Source organism: Anaerococcus vaginalis ATCC 51170 (assembly GCF_000163295.1).
GTDB classification, from domain to species: Bacteria; Bacillota; Clostridia; order Tissierellales; family Peptoniphilaceae; genus Anaerococcus; species Anaerococcus vaginalis.
Map to the genome: position 1 here is coordinate 1345567 of NZ_GG700527.1, position 18691 is coordinate 1364257.

At 30.4% G+C, this 18691-nt stretch carries 18 protein-coding genes and 1 riboswitch; of the genes, 3 read left to right on the top strand and 15 right to left on the bottom strand.

Annotation, left to right across the window (positions count from 1 at the left end; genetic code table 11):
• Positions 1-4 precede the first annotated feature (4 nt).
• The gene (locus HMPREF0078_RS06365) at positions 5-793 is read right to left on the bottom strand and encodes an Mrp/NBP35 family ATP-binding protein (protein WP_004839316.1); all 789 of its coding nucleotides are present in this window, start codon (positions 791-793) and stop codon (positions 5-7) included.
• 564 nt (positions 794-1357) lie between these two features.
• Here HMPREF0078_RS06365 and HMPREF0078_RS06370 point away from each other — a divergent pair.
• The 3 genes from HMPREF0078_RS06370 to HMPREF0078_RS06380 all read left to right on the top strand — a co-directional run bounded on the left by HMPREF0078_RS06370 (position 1358) and on the right by HMPREF0078_RS06380 (position 4229).
• Positions 1358-2920: an ABC transporter substrate-binding protein/permease gene (locus tag HMPREF0078_RS06370; RefSeq protein ID WP_004839318.1), complete on the top strand. Its 1563-nt coding sequence runs from the start codon at positions 1358-1360 to the stop codon at positions 2918-2920.
• Positions 2913-3647 carry an amino acid ABC transporter ATP-binding protein gene (locus HMPREF0078_RS06375; protein ID WP_004839319.1) on the top strand — a complete coding sequence of 245 codons (735 nt, stop codon included), beginning with the start codon at positions 2913-2915 and terminating at the stop codon, positions 3645-3647. The genes HMPREF0078_RS06370 and HMPREF0078_RS06375 overlap by 8 nt, the downstream gene beginning before the upstream one ends.
• A gap of 66 nt (positions 3648-3713) precedes the next feature.
• Positions 3714-4229 (top strand): hypothetical protein, encoded by a 516-nt coding sequence (locus HMPREF0078_RS06380; RefSeq protein ID WP_004839320.1) that lies wholly within the window; start codon positions 3714-3716, stop codon positions 4227-4229.
• 181 nt (positions 4230-4410) lie between these two features.
• On the opposite strand, the gene thiE is transcribed toward HMPREF0078_RS06380, so the two are convergent.
• The 14 genes from thiE to HMPREF0078_RS06450 form a co-directional block, all read right to left on the bottom strand.
• The gene (gene thiE, locus HMPREF0078_RS06385) at positions 4411-5022 is read right to left on the bottom strand and encodes a thiamine phosphate synthase (RefSeq protein WP_004839321.1); all 612 of its coding nucleotides are present in this window, start codon (positions 5020-5022) and stop codon (positions 4411-4413) included.
• Positions 5019-5840, bottom strand: a complete 822-nt coding sequence (gene thiM, locus HMPREF0078_RS06390) for a hydroxyethylthiazole kinase (RefSeq protein WP_039920585.1) — start codon at positions 5838-5840, stop codon at positions 5019-5021. The genes thiE and thiM overlap by 4 nt, the downstream gene beginning before the upstream one ends.
• The gene (thiW, locus tag HMPREF0078_RS06395) at positions 5815-6354 is read right to left on the bottom strand and encodes an energy coupling factor transporter S component ThiW (RefSeq protein WP_004839323.1); all 540 of its coding nucleotides are present in this window, start codon (positions 6352-6354) and stop codon (positions 5815-5817) included. Before thiW ends, thiM begins: the two co-directional genes overlap by 26 nt.
• A gap of 8 nt (positions 6355-6362) precedes the next feature.
• Entirely contained in the window at positions 6363-7517 is a 1155-nt protein-coding gene (gene thiH / locus HMPREF0078_RS06400; protein ID WP_198482157.1) for a 2-iminoacetate synthase ThiH, read from the bottom strand.
• Position 7518: 1 nt separating this feature from the next.
• On the bottom strand, positions 7519-8283 hold the full coding sequence (locus HMPREF0078_RS06405) for a thiazole synthase (RefSeq protein WP_004839325.1): 765 nt from the start codon (positions 8281-8283) through the stop codon (positions 7519-7521).
• Positions 8273-8887 (bottom strand): sulfur carrier protein ThiS adenylyltransferase ThiF, encoded by a 615-nt coding sequence (gene thiF, locus HMPREF0078_RS06410; protein WP_004839326.1) that lies wholly within the window; start codon positions 8885-8887, stop codon positions 8273-8275. The genes HMPREF0078_RS06405 and thiF overlap by 11 nt, the downstream gene beginning before the upstream one ends.
• Position 8888: 1 nt before the next feature.
• Positions 8889-9086: a sulfur carrier protein ThiS gene (gene thiS, locus HMPREF0078_RS06415; protein WP_004812827.1), complete on the bottom strand. Its 198-nt coding sequence runs from the start codon at positions 9084-9086 to the stop codon at positions 8889-8891.
• A gap of 151 nt (positions 9087-9237) precedes the next feature.
• A riboswitch (TPP riboswitch) is annotated at positions 9238-9337 on the bottom strand.
• 37 nt (positions 9338-9374) lie between these two features.
• Positions 9375-10715, bottom strand: a complete 1341-nt coding sequence (locus tag HMPREF0078_RS06420; RefSeq protein WP_004839327.1) for a citrate synthase — start codon at positions 10713-10715, stop codon at positions 9375-9377.
• On the bottom strand, positions 10708-11715 hold the full coding sequence (locus HMPREF0078_RS06425; RefSeq protein ID WP_004839328.1) for an isocitrate/isopropylmalate dehydrogenase family protein: 1008 nt from the start codon (positions 11713-11715) through the stop codon (positions 10708-10710). Before HMPREF0078_RS06425 ends, HMPREF0078_RS06420 begins: the two co-directional genes overlap by 8 nt.
• A gap of 2 nt (positions 11716-11717) precedes the next feature.
• Positions 11718-13649 carry an aconitate hydratase gene (locus HMPREF0078_RS06430; protein ID WP_004839329.1) on the bottom strand — a complete coding sequence of 644 codons (1932 nt, stop codon included), beginning with the start codon at positions 13647-13649 and terminating at the stop codon, positions 11718-11720.
• 222 nt (positions 13650-13871) lie between these two features.
• Positions 13872-14639 carry a pyrroline-5-carboxylate reductase gene (gene proC, locus HMPREF0078_RS06435; protein WP_004839330.1) on the bottom strand — a complete coding sequence of 256 codons (768 nt, stop codon included), beginning with the start codon at positions 14637-14639 and terminating at the stop codon, positions 13872-13874.
• Positions 14640-15223: 584 nt separating this feature from the next.
• A complete protein-coding gene (locus HMPREF0078_RS06440) occupies positions 15224-16486 on the bottom strand; it encodes a glutamate-5-semialdehyde dehydrogenase (RefSeq protein ID WP_004839331.1) in 1263 nt (420 codons plus the stop codon).
• Positions 16455-17249, bottom strand: a complete 795-nt coding sequence (gene proB, locus HMPREF0078_RS06445) for a glutamate 5-kinase (protein WP_004839332.1) — start codon at positions 17247-17249, stop codon at positions 16455-16457. Before proB ends, HMPREF0078_RS06440 begins: the two co-directional genes overlap by 32 nt.
• A 131-nt stretch (positions 17250-17380) precedes the next feature.
• Positions 17381-18556, bottom strand: coding sequence for an iron-containing alcohol dehydrogenase (locus HMPREF0078_RS06450; protein ID WP_004839333.1), 1176 nt, complete (start codon positions 18554-18556; stop codon positions 17381-17383).
• Positions 18557-18691: the final 135 nt, after the last annotated feature.

An 18691-nucleotide genomic window follows, 5' to 3' on the forward strand; every position in this document is an offset into this window, starting at 1 on the left:
CTCCTTATAATTTTTCAATTTTTTCTACTAATTTGTCAAGGTCACTTTCTTCAACTTCTTCAATTTTTCCTTGGTCAATCAAACTTGTAATTTCTGGATTTATTGCAAGTTTTGCTACTGTATCAATTTTAAATTTTTCAGCAATTTCGTCGGTTTTTCCTTCTCCAAATATTTTGTAAATATTTCCTGTATCTTTTGCCTTAAAATAAGACATATTTTCAACTATTCCAAGAATTTCTTTGCCCATCATTTTTGCCATATTTAATGATTTTTCTACAACCATTCCTACCAAATCTTGAGGAGTTGTAACTGCAATAGCCCCATCAATATTTAGGGATTGGAAAACTGTTAGAGGAATATCACTTGTTCCTGGTGGCATATCAATTAATAAATAATCAATTTCGCCCCAATCAACGTCTGTATAAAATTGTTTTAAAACATTATTTACAATTGATGATCTCCAAACAACTGGAGCGGATTTGTCTTGTAAAACTAAATTTATTGACATAATTTTTATTCCGCTCTTGCTTTCTGGTGCAATTAAAGTTCCATCTTCAAGACTTCTTACACTTTCTTTTATGCCAAAAGCTTGTGGGATTGATGGGCCCGTTATGTCTGCATCCAAAATCGCAACTTTATTTCCATCTTTAGAAAGTTTTGCTGCAAGCATACTTGTTACAGAAGATTTGCCAACTCCTCCCTTGCCTGACATTATAGCAATTGTTTTTTTTATATTTGATCCTTCTTTGGGTTTTATTATAAATTTTTCGAAATTCATTTTCTTTTGTGTCATTTCTATCTCCTTTAAGATTTTTTCAAATATATTATATGGTATTTTTTATATTTTTCTATTTATAATTTATCCCAATTTTTTCAAGCTAATAATATCTTATAATTTTGTAATAAAAAAGTTTTTAAATCTAAAATCAAAAAAATTATAAATTTTCAAATAAAAATATAAATATTTATTTGACAAATGCAATTTGAGGATGTATCATTAGTCTAAGATTAAATATAAAAACTTTGAAAAGAAGAGTAGCTAATAAATTATATGCACAGAGAATCTTTGTAGGCTGAAAAAAGATCTTATAATCTTAGTGAATAAAGACTTAGAGTTGTACCGAGGATATTTTGATTCGGTATCGTATTTTGCACGTTATAGCAAAGGGGTATAATTTTGTACTTTCTTATTGGATCCTTTGAAAGTATATTTTGTACTTAATAAGGATATTTTTGTGAAAAAATATTAAATTTGGGTGGTAACACGGTCTTCGTCCCTTGGGATGCGGATCGTTTTTTTTATATTTAATCCATAAGAAAGTTACGACTAAAAAAAGAAAAAAATTTGGAGGAAATAATGAAAAAGATATTAAAGTTTCTTATGGCTTTTGTTTTGACTTTTGTTTTTACAATGGGAATTTCACACGCCGATGAGGACACATTTAAGGTTGGAATGGAAGTTAATTATGCTCCTTTTAACTTCTCACAAGTTAATGATGCTAATGGAGCTGTTGAAATTAAAAATTCTAAGGGAGAATTTGCAAATGGATATGACGTTCAAATTGCAAAAAAAATTGCTGATGAACTTGGAAAAAAATTAGAAATTTACAAAATAGAATGGGATGGTCTTCCACCTGCTCTTACAAGTGGAAAAATTGATGCAATTATTGCTGGTATGAGCCCTACTGCTGAAAGAAGAAAAGAAATCGACTTTACAAATTCATATTATATTTCTGATTTGGTTATAGTTTTGAAAAAAGATTCTTCTTTTGCAAAGGCAAAATCCATAGCTAATTTTAAAGATGCAAAAATCACTGGACAATTAAATACTTTCCATTACACAGTACTTGATCAAATTGATGGAGTTAATAAGCAAGCTGCAATGGAATCTTTCCCATCAATGATTTCTGCAACAAAAGCTGGAAATATTGATGGATATGTTTCAGAAAAACCTGGAGCAATGTCAGCCATTTCTGCAAACGAAGATTTAACTTATGTAGAATTTGAAAAAGGCAAAGGCTTTAAAACTGAAACAGACGATACATCAATTGCTGTAGGTCTTAGAAAAAATTCCCCAATGAAAGATGAAATAGATAATATTTTATCTCAAATGAATGTCAAAGATCAAGATAAAATAATGAATGAAATGGTAAAATTATCAGAAGATGATGGCGAACAACTTTCATTTTTTGGACAAATGAAAGCTATTTGGAGCGAATATTCTTCCCTATTTATAAACGGAATTTTCTCAACACTTTTCATTTCAATAATTTCTACCTTGATAGGATTTGTAATTGGACTTATAGTTGCAGTAATTAGAAAAATAAAAGTTGATAAAAATAAAAATATTTTCGCCTATATTTTACAAAAAATTGTAAACTTTATCTTGGTTTGTTACATAGAAGTCTTTAGGGGAACTCCAATGATGGTTCAAGCAATCCTAATATTTTATGGAGCAAAACAATTTTTATCAATCGATATGTCAACCATGCTTGCAGCCTTTATAATAGTTTCAATTAATACTGGAGCTTACTTATCAGAAGTTGTAAGAGGCGGAATAAATTCAGTTGACGAAGGACAATTCGAAGCTTGTAAGGCACTTGGAATGACCCATTCACAAACAATGTTTAATGTTGTAATTCCACAAACAATAAAATCAATTTTGCCAGCAATTGCAAACGAATTTGTCGTAAACATAAAAGATACATCAGTATTAAACGTAATAAGCGTAACAGAATTATTCTTTGTATCAAAATCAATAGCAGGTTCAACCTACCAAATATTCCAAACATATTTGATAACTGCAATAATATATTTCATTTTGACTTTCATAACAACAAGAATTATCTTGTTAATTGAAAAGAAATTTACCAACAAAGAATTTGTACTTGGATCTGTAACAGGAGGAATTCATGCCTAATATAATAAAAGTAAATAATCTAGAAAAAAAATTCGGACAAAATTTGGTTTTAAAAGATATAAATATGGAGGTTCAAAAAGGCGAAGTAGTTACAATAATAGGCTCATCAGGCTCAGGAAAATCTACACTTTTAAGATGTTTAAATCTATTAGAAGAACCAACAAGCGGAGAAATTTTGTACAAAAATGAAAATATTTTAGACAAAAAATTTGACCTAAGAGCTTACAGAACAAAAGTCGGCATGGTTTTTCAAAATTTTAATTTGTTTGAAAATAAAACTGTCCTACAAAACTGCACCCTAAGCCAAGAAAAAGTTTTAAAAATTTCAAAAAAAGATGCAGAAGAAAAAGCAAAAAAATTCCTACAATTAGTAGGCATGGACCAATATATAAACGCAAAGCCATCACAAATTTCTGGTGGACAAAAACAAAGAGTTGCCATAGCAAGAGCCCTTTGCATGGATCCAGAAGTTTTACTTTTCGATGAACCAACAAGCGCCCTTGATCCAGAAATGGTTGGAGAAGTTTTGGAAGTTATGACAAAACTTGCCAAAGAAGGAATAACTATGATAGTAGTAACTCACGAAATGGATTTTGCAAGAGAAGTTTCAACAAGAGTTTTGTTTATGAATGAAGGAATAATTTTAGAAGAAGGATCTCCAGAAGAAATTTTCACAAATCCAAAAAATCAAAGAACAAAAGATTTCTTGAAAAGATATATGGGATAAAAGCAGGATTTTTCCTGCTTTTTATTTTGTATATTTTTAGTATAATGGAAATGAAAAGAGGTAATTATGGAAAATAAATTAATAGAAATTTTAAATAATGGCTCATCATTTGCATACGGATTTTTGCTAGATGAAAATGAAAAAAATTACTTGATAAAAAACCTAGACGATCAAGGAAGATTTGACGGTTACACTTTGATTTCAAAAGATTTAGTAAAAATAAATGAAAAATCTGATTTTTTAAAAAAATTAAAAATTTATAATGAATATTGGAAGTCAACTAAGGAAGAAAAGAAAGGCGAAAATATAGGCGAAATTTTTAAAAACATACCAGATTTTTTTGATATGATAAAATATGCCAAAGAAAATAAAAAAATAATAAATTTAGGAAAATCCTTAGATTATTTCGACCAAATTTGTGGTTATATAAAAAATATAGAGGATGATTTTGCAATAATTGACGCAGTAGATATAAATTCCGGACAAATTTACGATGAATTTGAAATTGACATTAAGGAAATAAAATATATAGAAGTTGAATCTATAGATAATATTTTGCTTGATTTTGTAAATAAAAAGTAAGTTTTTATATTTTAAAAGTTTCAAGGTTAAAATTAAAACTTATATATATTTAATAGAGAGATCTCTTAGGTTAAACTCATTTTTAAATTTCACTCTTTCTTTGAGATCTCTCCGCAAGGTTAAATGGGTATTGAAGGATTTTTTTATTATAGATTTTTTTATGATTAAAATTACTTTTACTTTATAACTCTTGAATTTTTTCTTTTAATTCAAGGCTTGTTTGATAGACGTCTTTTGCATCCATTATTGCTCTTACCACGCAAATCCCATCGACTTTTGTATTTTTTAATATTTCTACATTTTCAATATTTAAACCACCGATGGCATAAATATCTATGTCCACTTCTTCTTTTATTTTTTTCAAAGTTTCTATTGATGTTCTTTTAGTTTTTACGTGAGTTTTGGTTTCAAAGATTGCCCCAACTCCCAAATAATTTGCACCATCTTTTTTTGCTTTTTTGGAAGCTTCTACTGATTTTGCAGTTGCTCCTATTATTGCTTTTTCTCCCAAAAGTTTTCTACAAAGTGCAATTGGCATATCATCTTTACCAACATGAACGCCACAGCCAAGAGCCCAAGCAAGATGAACTTTATCATCAATTAATAAAGGAATATCGTATTTGTCGCAAATTTTTTTTACTTTTTTCCCTAAATTTAAAATTTCAATATCACTTTTTTCTTTTTCCCTCAATTGAACAATATCGACTCCGCCTTTTATAGCATCTTCAATTCTTTCTAAAAATTCTTCTTCATTATATTTATCTGAATTTGTTACCAAATATAATTTTTTCACAAATTTCCCTCCCTTATTTTTGCTCTTTTTATAATTTCTTCATCGCTAATTTCTGATATATTATCCATCAAATTTACAAAAAAACTATAGGGCTTTTTTGTATCAGAAATTTCTCCAGATATTTCCAAAATAAGAAGAGCTAAAATTGACGCATCGATTGGATTTGAAACTGATAAAAATGTAGAAATTAAGCCTGTCAACATACAACCTGTGGCTGTAATTTTTGAAAGATTATCACAACCATTTTCAAACAAAAAATACTTATCATCTTTTAATAAAATATCAGTTTTTCCTGTAATCAAAACTGTCGTTTTGTATTTTTTTGAAAGCTTTTGAGAAATTTCCGTAAAATATTTTATATTTTTATCCGAAACCTCATCCTCATCTCCTGCATCTATTCCTTTAGCATGAGATTTTTCTCCACAAAGAGAAAGAATTTCCGATGAATTTCCCTTAATGACTTCAAATTTATATTTTTCTAGCAAATTTTTTGCAAAATCAAGCCTAATTTTACTTGCACCAACTCCAACCACATCCATTATTACGGGAATATTTTTCTCATTTGCAAATTTTGTCGCTATTTCCATTGCTTTTAATCTCGAATTTGTAATATTTCCAAGATTTATAGAAAGCGAATCTGAAATTTTTACAATTTCTTCCATTTCATCTTCGCATTCGGCACAAATTGCCTTGGCTCCTTGAAATAAAATCGAATTTGCCACCATATTTATGGCAATTGGATTTGTAATTGCGTGAATTAATGGAATTTTTTCCCTAACAAATTTTCTATTTTCAAGAATTTTTTTTAGATTTTTCATATACATTTACTCCAAGCTTTTTTTGTATGGAATATAAAACTTTAGATTTTTGCAAAGTTTTTAAGAAAATATAAGCTACACTTCCTCCAATAATTATTGCAATTGTAAAAGAAGGTAGGTAAAAATACCAAGTTATATCGCCTGTTCCATAAAATAATTTCATAACTGGATAAGAAACAATAGCTCCAATTATTCCTGTTCCAATTATTTCTCCAACTACAGCTGCCAATAAATTTCCTTTCGATTTTCTATAAAAAATTCCAGAAAGCATAGCTCCAAAAATTTGTCCAGTTATGGCAAGAGGAGGAATTCCTAGAAAACTCATTCTCAAAAATGCAGTTATTAATCCATTTAAAAGCGAATACCACGGTCCCAAAAAAACTGAACAAACAATATTTACAAAATGAGCCGTCGGAGCAAAACCTTCAAATCTTAAAATTGGAGAAATAACAACTCCAATAGTGATAAACATTGAAAGACTTAGCATAATAAGCAAAGAATTATTTTTTTTCATAATCTCTCCTAAACATTTATATAATCAGTAAAAACTGGAGTCATGCCAATTGCTTTTAAATCTTTAATTGCATCGTCACAAGACCTATTATCAGCAATTTCAAATTGCTCATCTCCCGTATCTTGAGAATTTTTTGATCTATGACCAATTGACGTATCAACCGATGCAGAAATTTTTGTTGCGGCATATTTTACTGCCAAATTTCTAAAATCACGATCTTCTCTTGTTGAAAGAGTTATTGATGCAAATGGCAAAAATATTCTAAGGGCAAGCATAATTTGGAAAAATTTCTTATCATTTACTTCAAAAAATTTAAGCTCATCTGCTCCGTGAGTTGGTCTTATTCTTGGAAGAGAAATTGCAATTTCTGCGTGAGGATATTTTTTTTGAATTTTTTGAGCGTGAAGACCTAATTTAAATGCTTCTTCAATTGGATCATTAAGTCCAAAAAGCGTACCAAAACCTACTCCCCTAAATCCTGCCATCATTGCTCTTTCTTGAGTATCAATCCTGTAAACCCAAGATCTTTTGTGACCATAAGGATGGTAAAAATCATAAGTTTTTGGATTGTAAGATTCTTGAAAAACTGTAACAAAATCTGCTCCTGCTTCTTTTAATTTTTTATAATCAGAAACATTTGCAGGATAAACTTCTATTCCTATTGTTTTAAAATATTTTTTTGCAATTTCACATGCTTTTGCAATATATTCTACTGATGAAAATTTTTTGCTCTCTCCTGTTAAAATCAAAACATCTTCAATTCCAGTATCTGAAAGAGCCTTCATTTCTTCTTCGATTTCATCAAAATTTAATTTTGCCCTTTTTATATCAGACTTTGCCCTAAAACCACAATACCTGCAAGAATTTTCACAATAATTTGCTATATAAATCGGAGAAAAAAGACAAACATTATTTCCAAAATATCTTACCCTCTTATCTTTTGCAAACTCTCCCATTTTTTCCAAATGATTTAAAGCTTTGTCGGATAAAAGATTGTAAAAATCTTCTTCATCAAGTCTTTCTTTTTCTAAACTTCTTAGAATATCATCATCGCTTACATTTTTATTTTTTATTTTTTCGTAATGATCTAAAACTTCGGTTTTTATATGAGAATCGATTATATCCATTTCTGGAAAATAATCTGTAACTTTTTTAATATTCATCTTAATCAAAAAAATCTCTTAGTGGAGATGATGGATCAGCTCCAGATTCTAAAACTCTGCCTGGTTTTGAAAGATAAGCAAGACGCCCCGCTTCAATTCCAAGTTTAAAAGCTTTTGCCATCATTGTAATATCAGATGCACTGGCAATTCCTGTATTTGCCATAATTGCAGCAGCTCCCATTTCCATTGCCTCTGCAGCTTGACTTGGAAGGCCAATTCCTGCATCAACAATTACTGGAAGGTCAACCTCATCAATAATTATTTTTATAAATTCTTTTGTAACAAGGCCCTTGTTAGATCCAATTGGAGCAGCAAGAGGCATTATAGCAGCAGCTCCCGCCTCTTTTAAATCTCTTGCATAATTTAAATCTGGATACATATAAGGTAGAACAACAAATCCTTCATCAGCCAAAACTTTTGTAGCTTTCAAAGTCTCTTCGTTATCTGGCAAAAGATATTTTGTATCTCTCATAATTTCAATTTTTACAAAATTTCCACATCCCATCTCTCTTGCAAGTCTTGCAATTCTAATTGCCTCATCGGCATTTCTTGCTCCAGAAGTATTTGGAATAATTGTAACGTGTTTTGGTATATAATTTAAAATATTTGCCACATCTTTTGTATTAGCGCGCCTTAGAGCGACTGTGATCATTTCACATTCTGCATTTTTTACAGCAGCATCGATTAAATCCACAGAATATTTCCCACTACCAAGAATAAATCTTGAATTAAATTCTTTTCCACCTAGTATAAATTTATCTTCCATAATAATCCTTCCTTATTTTTTTCAAACACTCAAGTGCCTCAAGGCTTGCCATAATTGATACATAGGCAAGATAAAGCCCATCTTTTTTTGCGTCTGATTTAAAATCACCAACCATAGTGATATTATTTATTTTTTTTACCTTAATATCTGAAAAATCTCCAAGTCCTGCCATGCCCGATGCAGTAAAAAGAAATTTATTTTCCTTTTTTGAAAAATAATCAAATGCCATTACCTTGGATTCTTTATTATCAAAAGCTTCAATAAAATAATCTGTATTTTCTACAATTTTATCCATATTTTTTTCATCCAAATACATATTTTTTGCATGAATTTTTGTATAGGGGATGGTTTCTGCGATTATTTTTTTTGTTGCAAGTACTTTTTCTTTGCCGATATCAGAAATTTTATAATTTTGCCTGTTTAAATTTGAATATTCAACCTTATCAAAATCATACAAAAAAATTTCTCCAATACCTGCCCTTGCCAAAATCATGGCAATATTTGAGCCAAGTCCCCCACAACCTAAAATTGAAACTTTTGCTTTTTCAAATATTTCATTGTCATTTTTATTTTGTCTTTTTAAAATTTTATCTCTTAAATCCAAATCAACCCCCTCCAACAAAGGAAAAAACTTCCACCTTGTAGCCATCTTTTACAAGAAAATTTTTAAAATTTTCTCTTTTTACAAGTTCTTGGTTGACTTCAACAGCCACAAAGTGAGGATCAAATTTATTTTCTTTTAAAAATTCATACAAGGAAATTTCATTTTTTATTTTTACTTCCTTGCCATTTATTAAAACCATATTCACCTCCTAAAAAAAAGAACACAAATAGAAACCATACCCGAGGTGGTATGCCCCATTTGTGTTTTGCACATAGATTATTTGACTAACTACTATAAATTAATTTTTTATTAGGATCAAAAAAAGACCCTAACTAGGGTCTTTAAACTTCTTTTAAAATTTGCCGCTTTCTTACGCAGGTTTTAACCTAATCAAGTTTAAAGGGTTGATGAAAAATCATCTCTCAGCTAAAAGCACCCCTAGCTATTTTTATTATAGGACAAATTTATTTTATTTGCAAAATATTTTTTACCTATCTTCCAAAGATATGTAATTTTTTATTTGGCTTAGTGATTTGTAGGCTGGTCTTATTATTTTTGAATCTTCAATTTGTTCAAGTCTGTGAGCAGACCATCCAACTGTTCTTGCTATGGCAAAAATTGGAATATATAAATCTTTTGGAATATCTAGCATTTCATAGCAAAATCCTGAATATAAATCTACATTTGCACAAATTGGATAGGATTTATTTAATCTTTCCATCAAAAGCCTTCCACCAATTTTCTCAATTTTTTCTATATATTCAAAATCTTTTTGTCTATTTTTAATTTTTGAAAGCTCTCTTGCCTTTTCTTTTAATAAAACTGCCCTTGGATCTGAGATTGTATAAACTGCATGTCCCAAACCATAAATCAAACCTTTTTTATCAAAGGCCTTTTTGTCCAAAATTTTTTCCAAATATTTTTCTATTTCTTTTTCGTCTTCTATATTTTTTAAATTTTCCCTAATATTTTCAAGCATAAGGCTTACTTTTAAATTTGCTCCTCCATGTCTTGGGCCTTTGAGCGAACCAAGTCCTGTGGCAATGGCTGAATAGGTATCAGTTCCTGATGATGAAACTACATGGGTTGCAAAGGCAGAATTATTTCCTCCTCCGTGTTCTGCATGAATTATCAGTAATAAATCCAAAATTTCTGCTTCTTCTTTTTTATATTTTTGGTCGATTCTAAGCATAGAAAGTATATTTTCTGCAATTGATTTGTTTTCATCTTGATTGTGAATTACCAAAGATTTTCCATCAAAATTGTGAATTTTAACTTGGTAGGAATAAATTGCAATTAATGGCATTTTTGAAATCAAGGACAGAGATTGGGACAAAACATTTAAAGTATCTGTATTATCAGCCATTTCGTCATAAGAATAAAGGGCAAGCACTGACCTCATCATTATATTTACGATATTATTGCCTGGAAGATTTAGGATTGTATCTTCAAAAAATTTATTCGGCAAATTTCTTTCTTCTACTAGAATTTTTTTGAAACTTTCTTGGTCGTTTTTATTTGCTAATTTATTGAAAAGCAAAAGATAAATAATTTCTTCAAAGCCAAATCTTTTTGTATTATTAAAATCTTCTACCATACTTGTGAGGGGATAACCCCTATAAAAAAGCTCGCCTTTGCTTGGAATTTTTTCTCCATTTTCGATTTTATAACCGCAAACATCGCCGACTTTTGTTACTCCAACCAAAACTCCAGTCCCATTTTTATTTCTAAGTCCTCTTTTTATAGAAAATTTATCGTAGAGGTTCTTATCTATTGTATTTTCTATTTTTATTTTTTTTGAAAGGTCTACAAGTTTATCTTTATTCATTTTCTCCTCCCAAATTTTTGATTATTTCTTGGGTGATTTTCTCCAAACTTGCATCTCCTCCCAAATCTTTTGTATGGTTTTTCTTATCTTCCATTGTTTTTTCAATAGACTTTCTTAATTTTTTAGCCAAATTTTCTTCCCCAATATCATCAAGCATAAGAGAAGCTGTGAGTAAAATTGCAATTGGATTAGCAAGATTTTTCCCAGCAATATCAGGAGCTGATCCGTGAACTGATTCATAAATTGCAATATCTTCTCCCTTATTTACTCCAGGAATTAAACCAAGTCCACCGACAAGGCCTGCTCCCAAATCTGACAAAATATCTCCGTACAAATTTTCAGTAACAATGACGTCAAATTTGTTTGGATTTAAAACCATTTGCATGGCAGTATTATCAACCAAAAGCTCTTCAAATTCTATATCTGGATAAGATTTTGAAATTTCACGTCCAACATTTAAAAATAATCCATCGGTAAATTTCATTATATTTGCCTTGGTAACTATGGTCACTTTTTTCCTATTAAATTTTTTTGCATACTCAAAAGCTGCTTTTATAATTCTTTCAGATTTTTTTCTTGTGATTACCTTTATTGAATGAAATTCATCTTCAGAAATTTTTTCCTCAAGGCCCATATACAAATCTTCAGTATTTTCCCTAAAAATTACCATATCGACATTTTCATATTTTGTTTTTATATTTTTGATTGATTTTATTGGCCTAATATTTGCAAAAAGATCGTATTTTTTTCTAAGCTCAACATTAATTGACCTAAAACCATGTCCAATTGGGGTTGTGATTGGGCCTTTAATTGCAATTTTGTTTTTTTCAATTGATTTAAAAACTTCATCTGGAATAAAGGTATTTTCTTTTTCAAAAACACTGGCTCCAGCATTTACTTCTTCAAATTCAACTTTTGATCCCAAAGCCTTTAAAACTTTTTTCATAGAATCGCAAATTTCTGGACCGATTCCATCTCCTTTTATCAAAGTTACTTTCATAATTACTCCAATTCTAAATTTTTGGCATAATTTAAATAGCCACCCATTTTTAATATTTCAATTTCTCTTTTTGAAAATTCTCCCCTAACTTTTATTTCTATATCCTTATCCAAATCTTTTAAAATAAATTCTCCACTTTCCAAAGACTTTTCTATATTTTTTATTTGAATATTATCAAATTCTGATAATTTTTCATAATCTTCTTTCTTTTCAAATTCTAAAGGTAAAATTGCATTGTTAATCAAATTTGACCTGTGAATTCTTGCAAAAGATTTGGCAATAACCGCTTTTACATTTAAATACAAAGGAATTAAAGCAGCATGCTCTCTTGATGAACCTTGACCGTAATTTACACCTGCAACAATAACTCCACCAGAGTTTTTTTCGGCTCTTTTTTTGAAATCATCGATTTTTGTTGTAAAGGCAAATTCTGATAAATATTCTATATTTGACCTAAATGGCAAAAGTCTAGCATTTGATGGGCAAATATCATCAGTCGTAATTCCATCGCCCCCCTTATAAATTATTTTTGAATTTATATCAGAAACAGGACTTGCCTTTGGAAATGGCTTGATATTTTTTCCCTTTACAGTTTTTTTAATTCTTTTTGATAAGTCTTCTTCTCTTTTTATAAAATAAGCATCAGTATGGTCAAAAATAATATTTTCGTCAAAATCTTTTTTAAATTCAGCCTCTTTTGGATTGGATATGAATCCATTAATTGCAGAAATCGCACAAGTTTCTGGACTTGCTAGATAAATTTGAGCATCAATTGTACCAGATCTTCCCTTAAAATTTCTATTAAAAGACCTTAGAGAAATTCCACCAGCTTTTGGAGCTTGACCCATGCCTATACAAGGCCCACAACCCGATTCCAAAATCCTTGCACCAGCCTTAATCATTTTTGCAAGGGACCCATTTTCAGATAATTTTTGCAAAATTGTGGCAGAGCCTGGAGAAATTACAAGAGATACATCAGGATGAACTTTTTTCCCATCAAGAATTGAAGCAACCTTCATCATATCCATATAAGATGAATTTGTACAAGATCCGATTGCAACTTGGTCGATTTTTATTTTATCCATTTCAGAAATTTTTTGGTATTGGTCTGGAAAATGAGGTCTTGCCACAGCAGGTTCAATTTTACTTAAATCAATTTCCATAAACTCATCATAAAAAGCGTCCTCGTCTGCCTCTAATTTTTTGTAATCTTCTTTCCTATTTTGACTTTTTAAATATTTTAAAGTATTTTCATCAGAAGGAAAAATCGAAGTCGTCGCCCCAAGCTCAGCTCCCATATTACAAATTGTCGCCCTGTCGGTTACAGACAAAGACTTTACACCTTCTCCAGAATATTCCATTATATATCCCGTTCCGCCTTTGACAGATAATTTCCCCAAAATATATAAGATCAAATCCTTGGCATTTACATAATCCTTCAAAGAATTTTTTAATTTAATATTGAAAATTTTTGGAACTTTTATAAAATAAAAACCTCTTGCCATAGCAACAGCTACATCAAGTCCACCCGCTCCAATTGCAATTTGTCCCAAAGCTCCGCCCGTTGGAGTGTGAGAATCAGAACCTAGAAGAGTATTGCCAACTTTTCCAAATTGCTCCAATTGAACTTGATGACAAATTCCACAACCAGCCTTTGAAAAAGTTATACCAAATTTATTGGCAGCAGATTTTATAAATTCATGGTCGTCAGCATTTTCAAATCCTTGTTGGAGAATATTATGATCAATGTATGCAAGAGAATTTTCAGTTTTTACATCCTCAATATCCATTGCCTCAAGTTGCAAATAAGCCATAGTCCCCGTAGAATCTTGAGTTAAAGTTTGATCGATTTTAATACAAATCTCCTCGCCAGTTTTTATCTTTCCTTGTAAAAGATGGTTTTCTAAAATTTTTATAGCTAATGATTTTTTCATTTTTTACCTCTTTACTTTAATATATTATTGTAATAATTATACACCGAAGTAAAATAATTTCCAAAAAAAAATCCCACGCAAATTACGCGGGGAGAGATTTAAAATGATAAATTGTATTAGGTTAAAATTTAAAATAGCTATTAAAAAAAAATAGCTATTAAAATAAGAATAAAAAAATAAATTCATAGGAAATTTTTTAAAAAAATCCCCCATGAATTTAACCTACATATTTTTAGCTTTATTAAAAGAAGCCTCTACTGCCTTTATCAAACCTGCCCTAAAATTATTTTCTTCCAAGGCCTTCACTCCTTCGATTGTTGTTCCTTTTGGGCTTGTTACCTTATCTTTTAAAAGTCCTGGATGCTCTCCTGACTCTTCCATTAATTTTGCTGATCCTATTATAGTTTGAAGAATTAATTTATATGAAATATCTCTTTTAAGTCCACAAAAAACTGCCCCATCAGACAAGCCTTCTATAAATAAATCTACAAAAGCAGGCAGACATCCATTTACAATACTTGCTGCATCAAATTGATTTTCGTCAATTTTTATGGCCTTGCCAAACGATGAAAAAATTTCTAAAACATTTGAAAATTCGTCATCACTCACATTTGAATTTGGACAAAGAATTGACATTCCGCATCCTACAGATGCTGGAGTATTTGGCATAGTCATAACAATTTTTTTATCAGATCCCAATAAATTTTCAAGTTTTTCAAGAGTAAAACCTGCAGCTATTGAAATAAATACTTTATTTTCCAACAAATCTTTTATTTCATCAATTACTTCTTTATAATAATTCGGTTTTACAGCCAAAATTATATAATCAGAATTTTCCACGACTTTTCTATTTCCCATTATATAAACTTCTTTGTCTTTAAAAAATTCTAAATTAGATCCCCTATTAGACAAATAAAGTTCATTTTGACCCAAAAGACCTTTGGCAATTGAAGAACCCATATTCCCAATGCCGATAATACCAATTTTCATATTTCCTCCTTATAGAAAAATATATTTATTTTTGTTTTCATATTAAATTTAATCGTTTTATTAAATTTATCCTTCGTATACTTAGGGCGGAAGGAATAGGGGACTTCCGATTGTCCCCTTTTTCCTTCCCCCTAAGAACCCCCATCTTTATAACCCCTTAACCGGCCCTTGCAGGGAGCAAAAATCAGAAAGAAACTAAAGTTTCTTTCATTTTTTAAATTGATTATCCAAATTTAATAAAGATATAAGCCCAAAATAAATAAATTCGAAGTTCATTAAAAGAGAAAAAATAAACTCACTACCGTTCAAACAATTTTTTCTCTAATAATTCACTTGAATTTATAATTATTTTTAAATAGCAGTAAATCTTTAAAAACTTGAAAGAAGCGTAAGCTTCTTACAAAACTAGCTCCATGCAATGGTCGGTTGCAGGGGGGCAAAAAAGTGGGGGTCGTTAGGGGGAGGAAAAAGGGGGAGAATCGAAACTCCCCCATTTCCTCCGCCCTAACATTACGAAGTATTAACTAAATAAAATAATTTATTCTAAAATAAAAATCAAATTTCTAAAATAATCTTTAAAAAGATTATTCCCTAACTTGCCCTTCTCCCAAAATCACATATTTATAAGTTGTAAGCTCATTTAATCCTACTGGTCCTCTTGCGTGAAGTCTTTGGGTTGAGATTCCTATTTCTGCTCCAAATCCAAATTCTGAACCGTCTGTAAATCTTGTTGAGGCGTTTACGTAAACGCAGGCTGAGTCTACTTCTTGGATAAATTTGTTTGCTTCTTCTATTTTTTCTGTAATTATTGCATCTGAATGGCCTGTGGAATATTTGTAAATGTGGTCAATTGCACAATCTATATTTTCTACTTCTTTTACTGAAAATTCGTAGTCCAAATATTCTTTCCCATAATCTTTTTCACTTGCAGGAATTGCTCCCTTTATTTTTCCTATTGTATTTTTACAAGCGTGAACTTTTAATTTATATTTTTCTACGATTTTATTTAATCCATCATAAAAACTTTGGTCGATGTCTTTGTGAACGACTAAACTTTCAAGGGCATTGCACACGCCGATTCTTTGGGTTTTGCCGTTTTCGAAAATCTTCAATGCTTTTTCTATATCTGCATACTTATCAACATACAAATGGCAATTTCCCACTCCCGTTTCAAGGGTTGGTACACTTGCATTTTTTACAACTGCATTTATCAAAGATGCTGAACCTCTTGGGATTAACAAGTCTACATATCCGTTTAATTTCATAAGCTCAGTTGATGATTCCCTACTTGTATCGTCAATTATTTGAACAATATTTTCATCAAAACCTGTGTTTTTTATTCCTTCTCTTATTGCACTTGCAATGGCAAGTGAAGAATTTATTGCCTCTTTTCCACTTCTTAAGATTATAGAATTTGAAGATTTTATGGCAAGAATTGACGCATCCAAAGTTACATTTGGCCTTGCCTCATAAATCATTGCCAAAACTCCGATTGCAACTGATTTTTTCCCAATCAAAAGTCCATTTTCAAGAGTTCTCACATCAGTCATTTTTCCAATTGGATCAGGAAGTTTTATCATTTGATCAATTGATAAAATCATTGAATCAATTCTTTCATCATCAAGTTTTAGCCTATCAAGAAGACCTTCTGCCATATTATTGGAAATCCCCTTGTCGTAGTCTTTTTTGTTTGCTTCAAGAATATTTTTCCTGTTTTTTTCCATGGAAATTTTTATATTTTCTAAAATTTTATTTTTATCTTTTGTTGAAAGCTTTACAAAATCTTTTTTTGCTTTTTTGGAAAGCTCGCCCATTTTAATCAATTTTTCTTTTAAAGATTGTTCCAATTTCCTCTCCTTTCACTATTCTTCTTATATTTTTCAAATCTTTTGAATTTGCAATTACCGTATCAATTCCCTTTTCCATACAAAGGTTAGCTGCATTAATTTTTGTCGCCATCCCACCTGTTCCAAGATTTGAATAAGAATCCTTACCCATTGACCTTAATTTTTCATCAATCACATTAACTTCTTTGATTAATTTTGCATCCTTATTAATTCTAGGGTCATCTGTATAAAGCCCGTCAATATCTGACAAAAGCATAAGCAAATCAGCATCAACCAATTTTGCAACAACAGATGATAGGGTATCATTGTCCCCAAAATCAATTTCGTAAGTAGAAATCGTGTCATTTTCATTTACAATCGGAATAACTCCCATTTCCAACAAATCATTTATAGTATTTTTGGCATTAAAATTCATAACCTCGTTAGTTTCAACCATTCTTGTAAGAAGAATCTGCCCGATAGAATACCCATATTCCGCAAAAGCTTTGAGGAAAGTATTCATCAAAGTAACCTGCCCAACGGCAGCTGTGGCTTGTTTTTTGCTAATATCATTTCTAGGCCTTTTTATAGAAAGCCTGTTTGCCCCAGTTGCAATCGCACCAGATGAAACCAAAATCACCTTAATGCCCTTATTTTCCAAATTTACAATTTCCTTAGCCAAATCCTCAATTCTTTCAATATCAACCCCACCATTTTCATGGCTTACAGAAGAAGAACCTACTTTTATAACTATTTTTCTTAATTCATTACTAAATTCTCTCATATTTTTTCACCTCTTATATTTTATAAGAAAACACAAAAATAAGCAATTTAAAACACCCTTTTTGTAGGGTGTTTAGTATTAAAAATTATTTATTATTTGATTTTAAATTACTATTAAAATTTTTCAAATTATTAATCCTCAAGGCACATTTGATAAATTTTTTTCACATCTTCAGGTTTAAGTTCTACAAAACCATTTATTTTGCCGTTTTTGCCACAGGCTTTTTTGCTCATTTGTTCAAAATATTCATCGTCTATATTTATTTTTCTTAAATTTGAATCTAGTCCAAGACTTTCAAAGAAAAATTCTTTTGTTTTTTCTATAGCTTTTTTTGCAACTTCCATTTGTTCAAGATTTTTGTCAATATCAAAAACATTTACTCCCAAATCATAGAATTTATGAACAGTTTTTTCACTCAAAACATATTCCATCCATCTTGGTGTTAAAATTGCAAGACCAAGTCCATGGGTTATATCATAAAAGGCTGAAAGTTCGTGTTCTATTGGATGAACTGTCCAAGATGCCTTTGCAGAATTTGCAATAAAATCATTGATTGCCCAAGATGATGCCCACATAAGATTTGCCCTTGCCTCATAATTTTTAGGATCTTTCATGGCAATTGGACCGTATTTTATTACAGTTTTCATCAAAGATTCCATAATTCTATCAAGCATAAACATTGAATCATCAACATTAAAATAGGATTCAAAAATGTGAGATAAAATATCGCTAGAACCACAAGCTGTTTGGAATTTACTTACAGAATAAGTAATTTCTGGATTTAAAAATGAAACTTTTGGTCTGGTATCTTCGTGACCTGATGAAAGTTTTTCTTTTGTTTGAGGATTTGTTATAACCCCACCATTATCCATTTCAGAGCCTGTTGCAGCCATGGTTAGAACTGATAAAAGTGGAATTGCAGGGCTCATTGGTTTTCCTTTTGAAATAAATTCCCAAGGATCAAAATCTGCACAAGCACCTGCTGCCATAAATTTTGACGCATCAATTGTAGATCCACCTCCAACAGCAAGAATTGCCCCAATATTATTTTCCTTAATTATTTTGACCCCTTCTCTTACAGAATCAATCCTAGGATTTGGTTCAATTCCAGAAAGCTCAAAAATTTCAACTCCAGAATTTTTAAGCTCACTAATAACCTTATCATAAACTCCGTTTTTCTTAATAGATCCACCACCATAAGTGATAAGCACCTTATCAGAATATTTTTTAACTTCTTCGCCCACAAAATCAAGAGCGTCTTTGCCAAAATGTATTTTTGTTGGAATATTATAAGTAAAATCTAACATAAATCCTCCTTTTTTTCTCTAGTAAATACTTACCCAAAACTAACCAATATAAATTTAAATTTTATACAAAAAAACTGACTCTAATTTGAGAAAAACTCAAAATAAAGTCAGTTAAAACTTTTAAAATTTATAAAT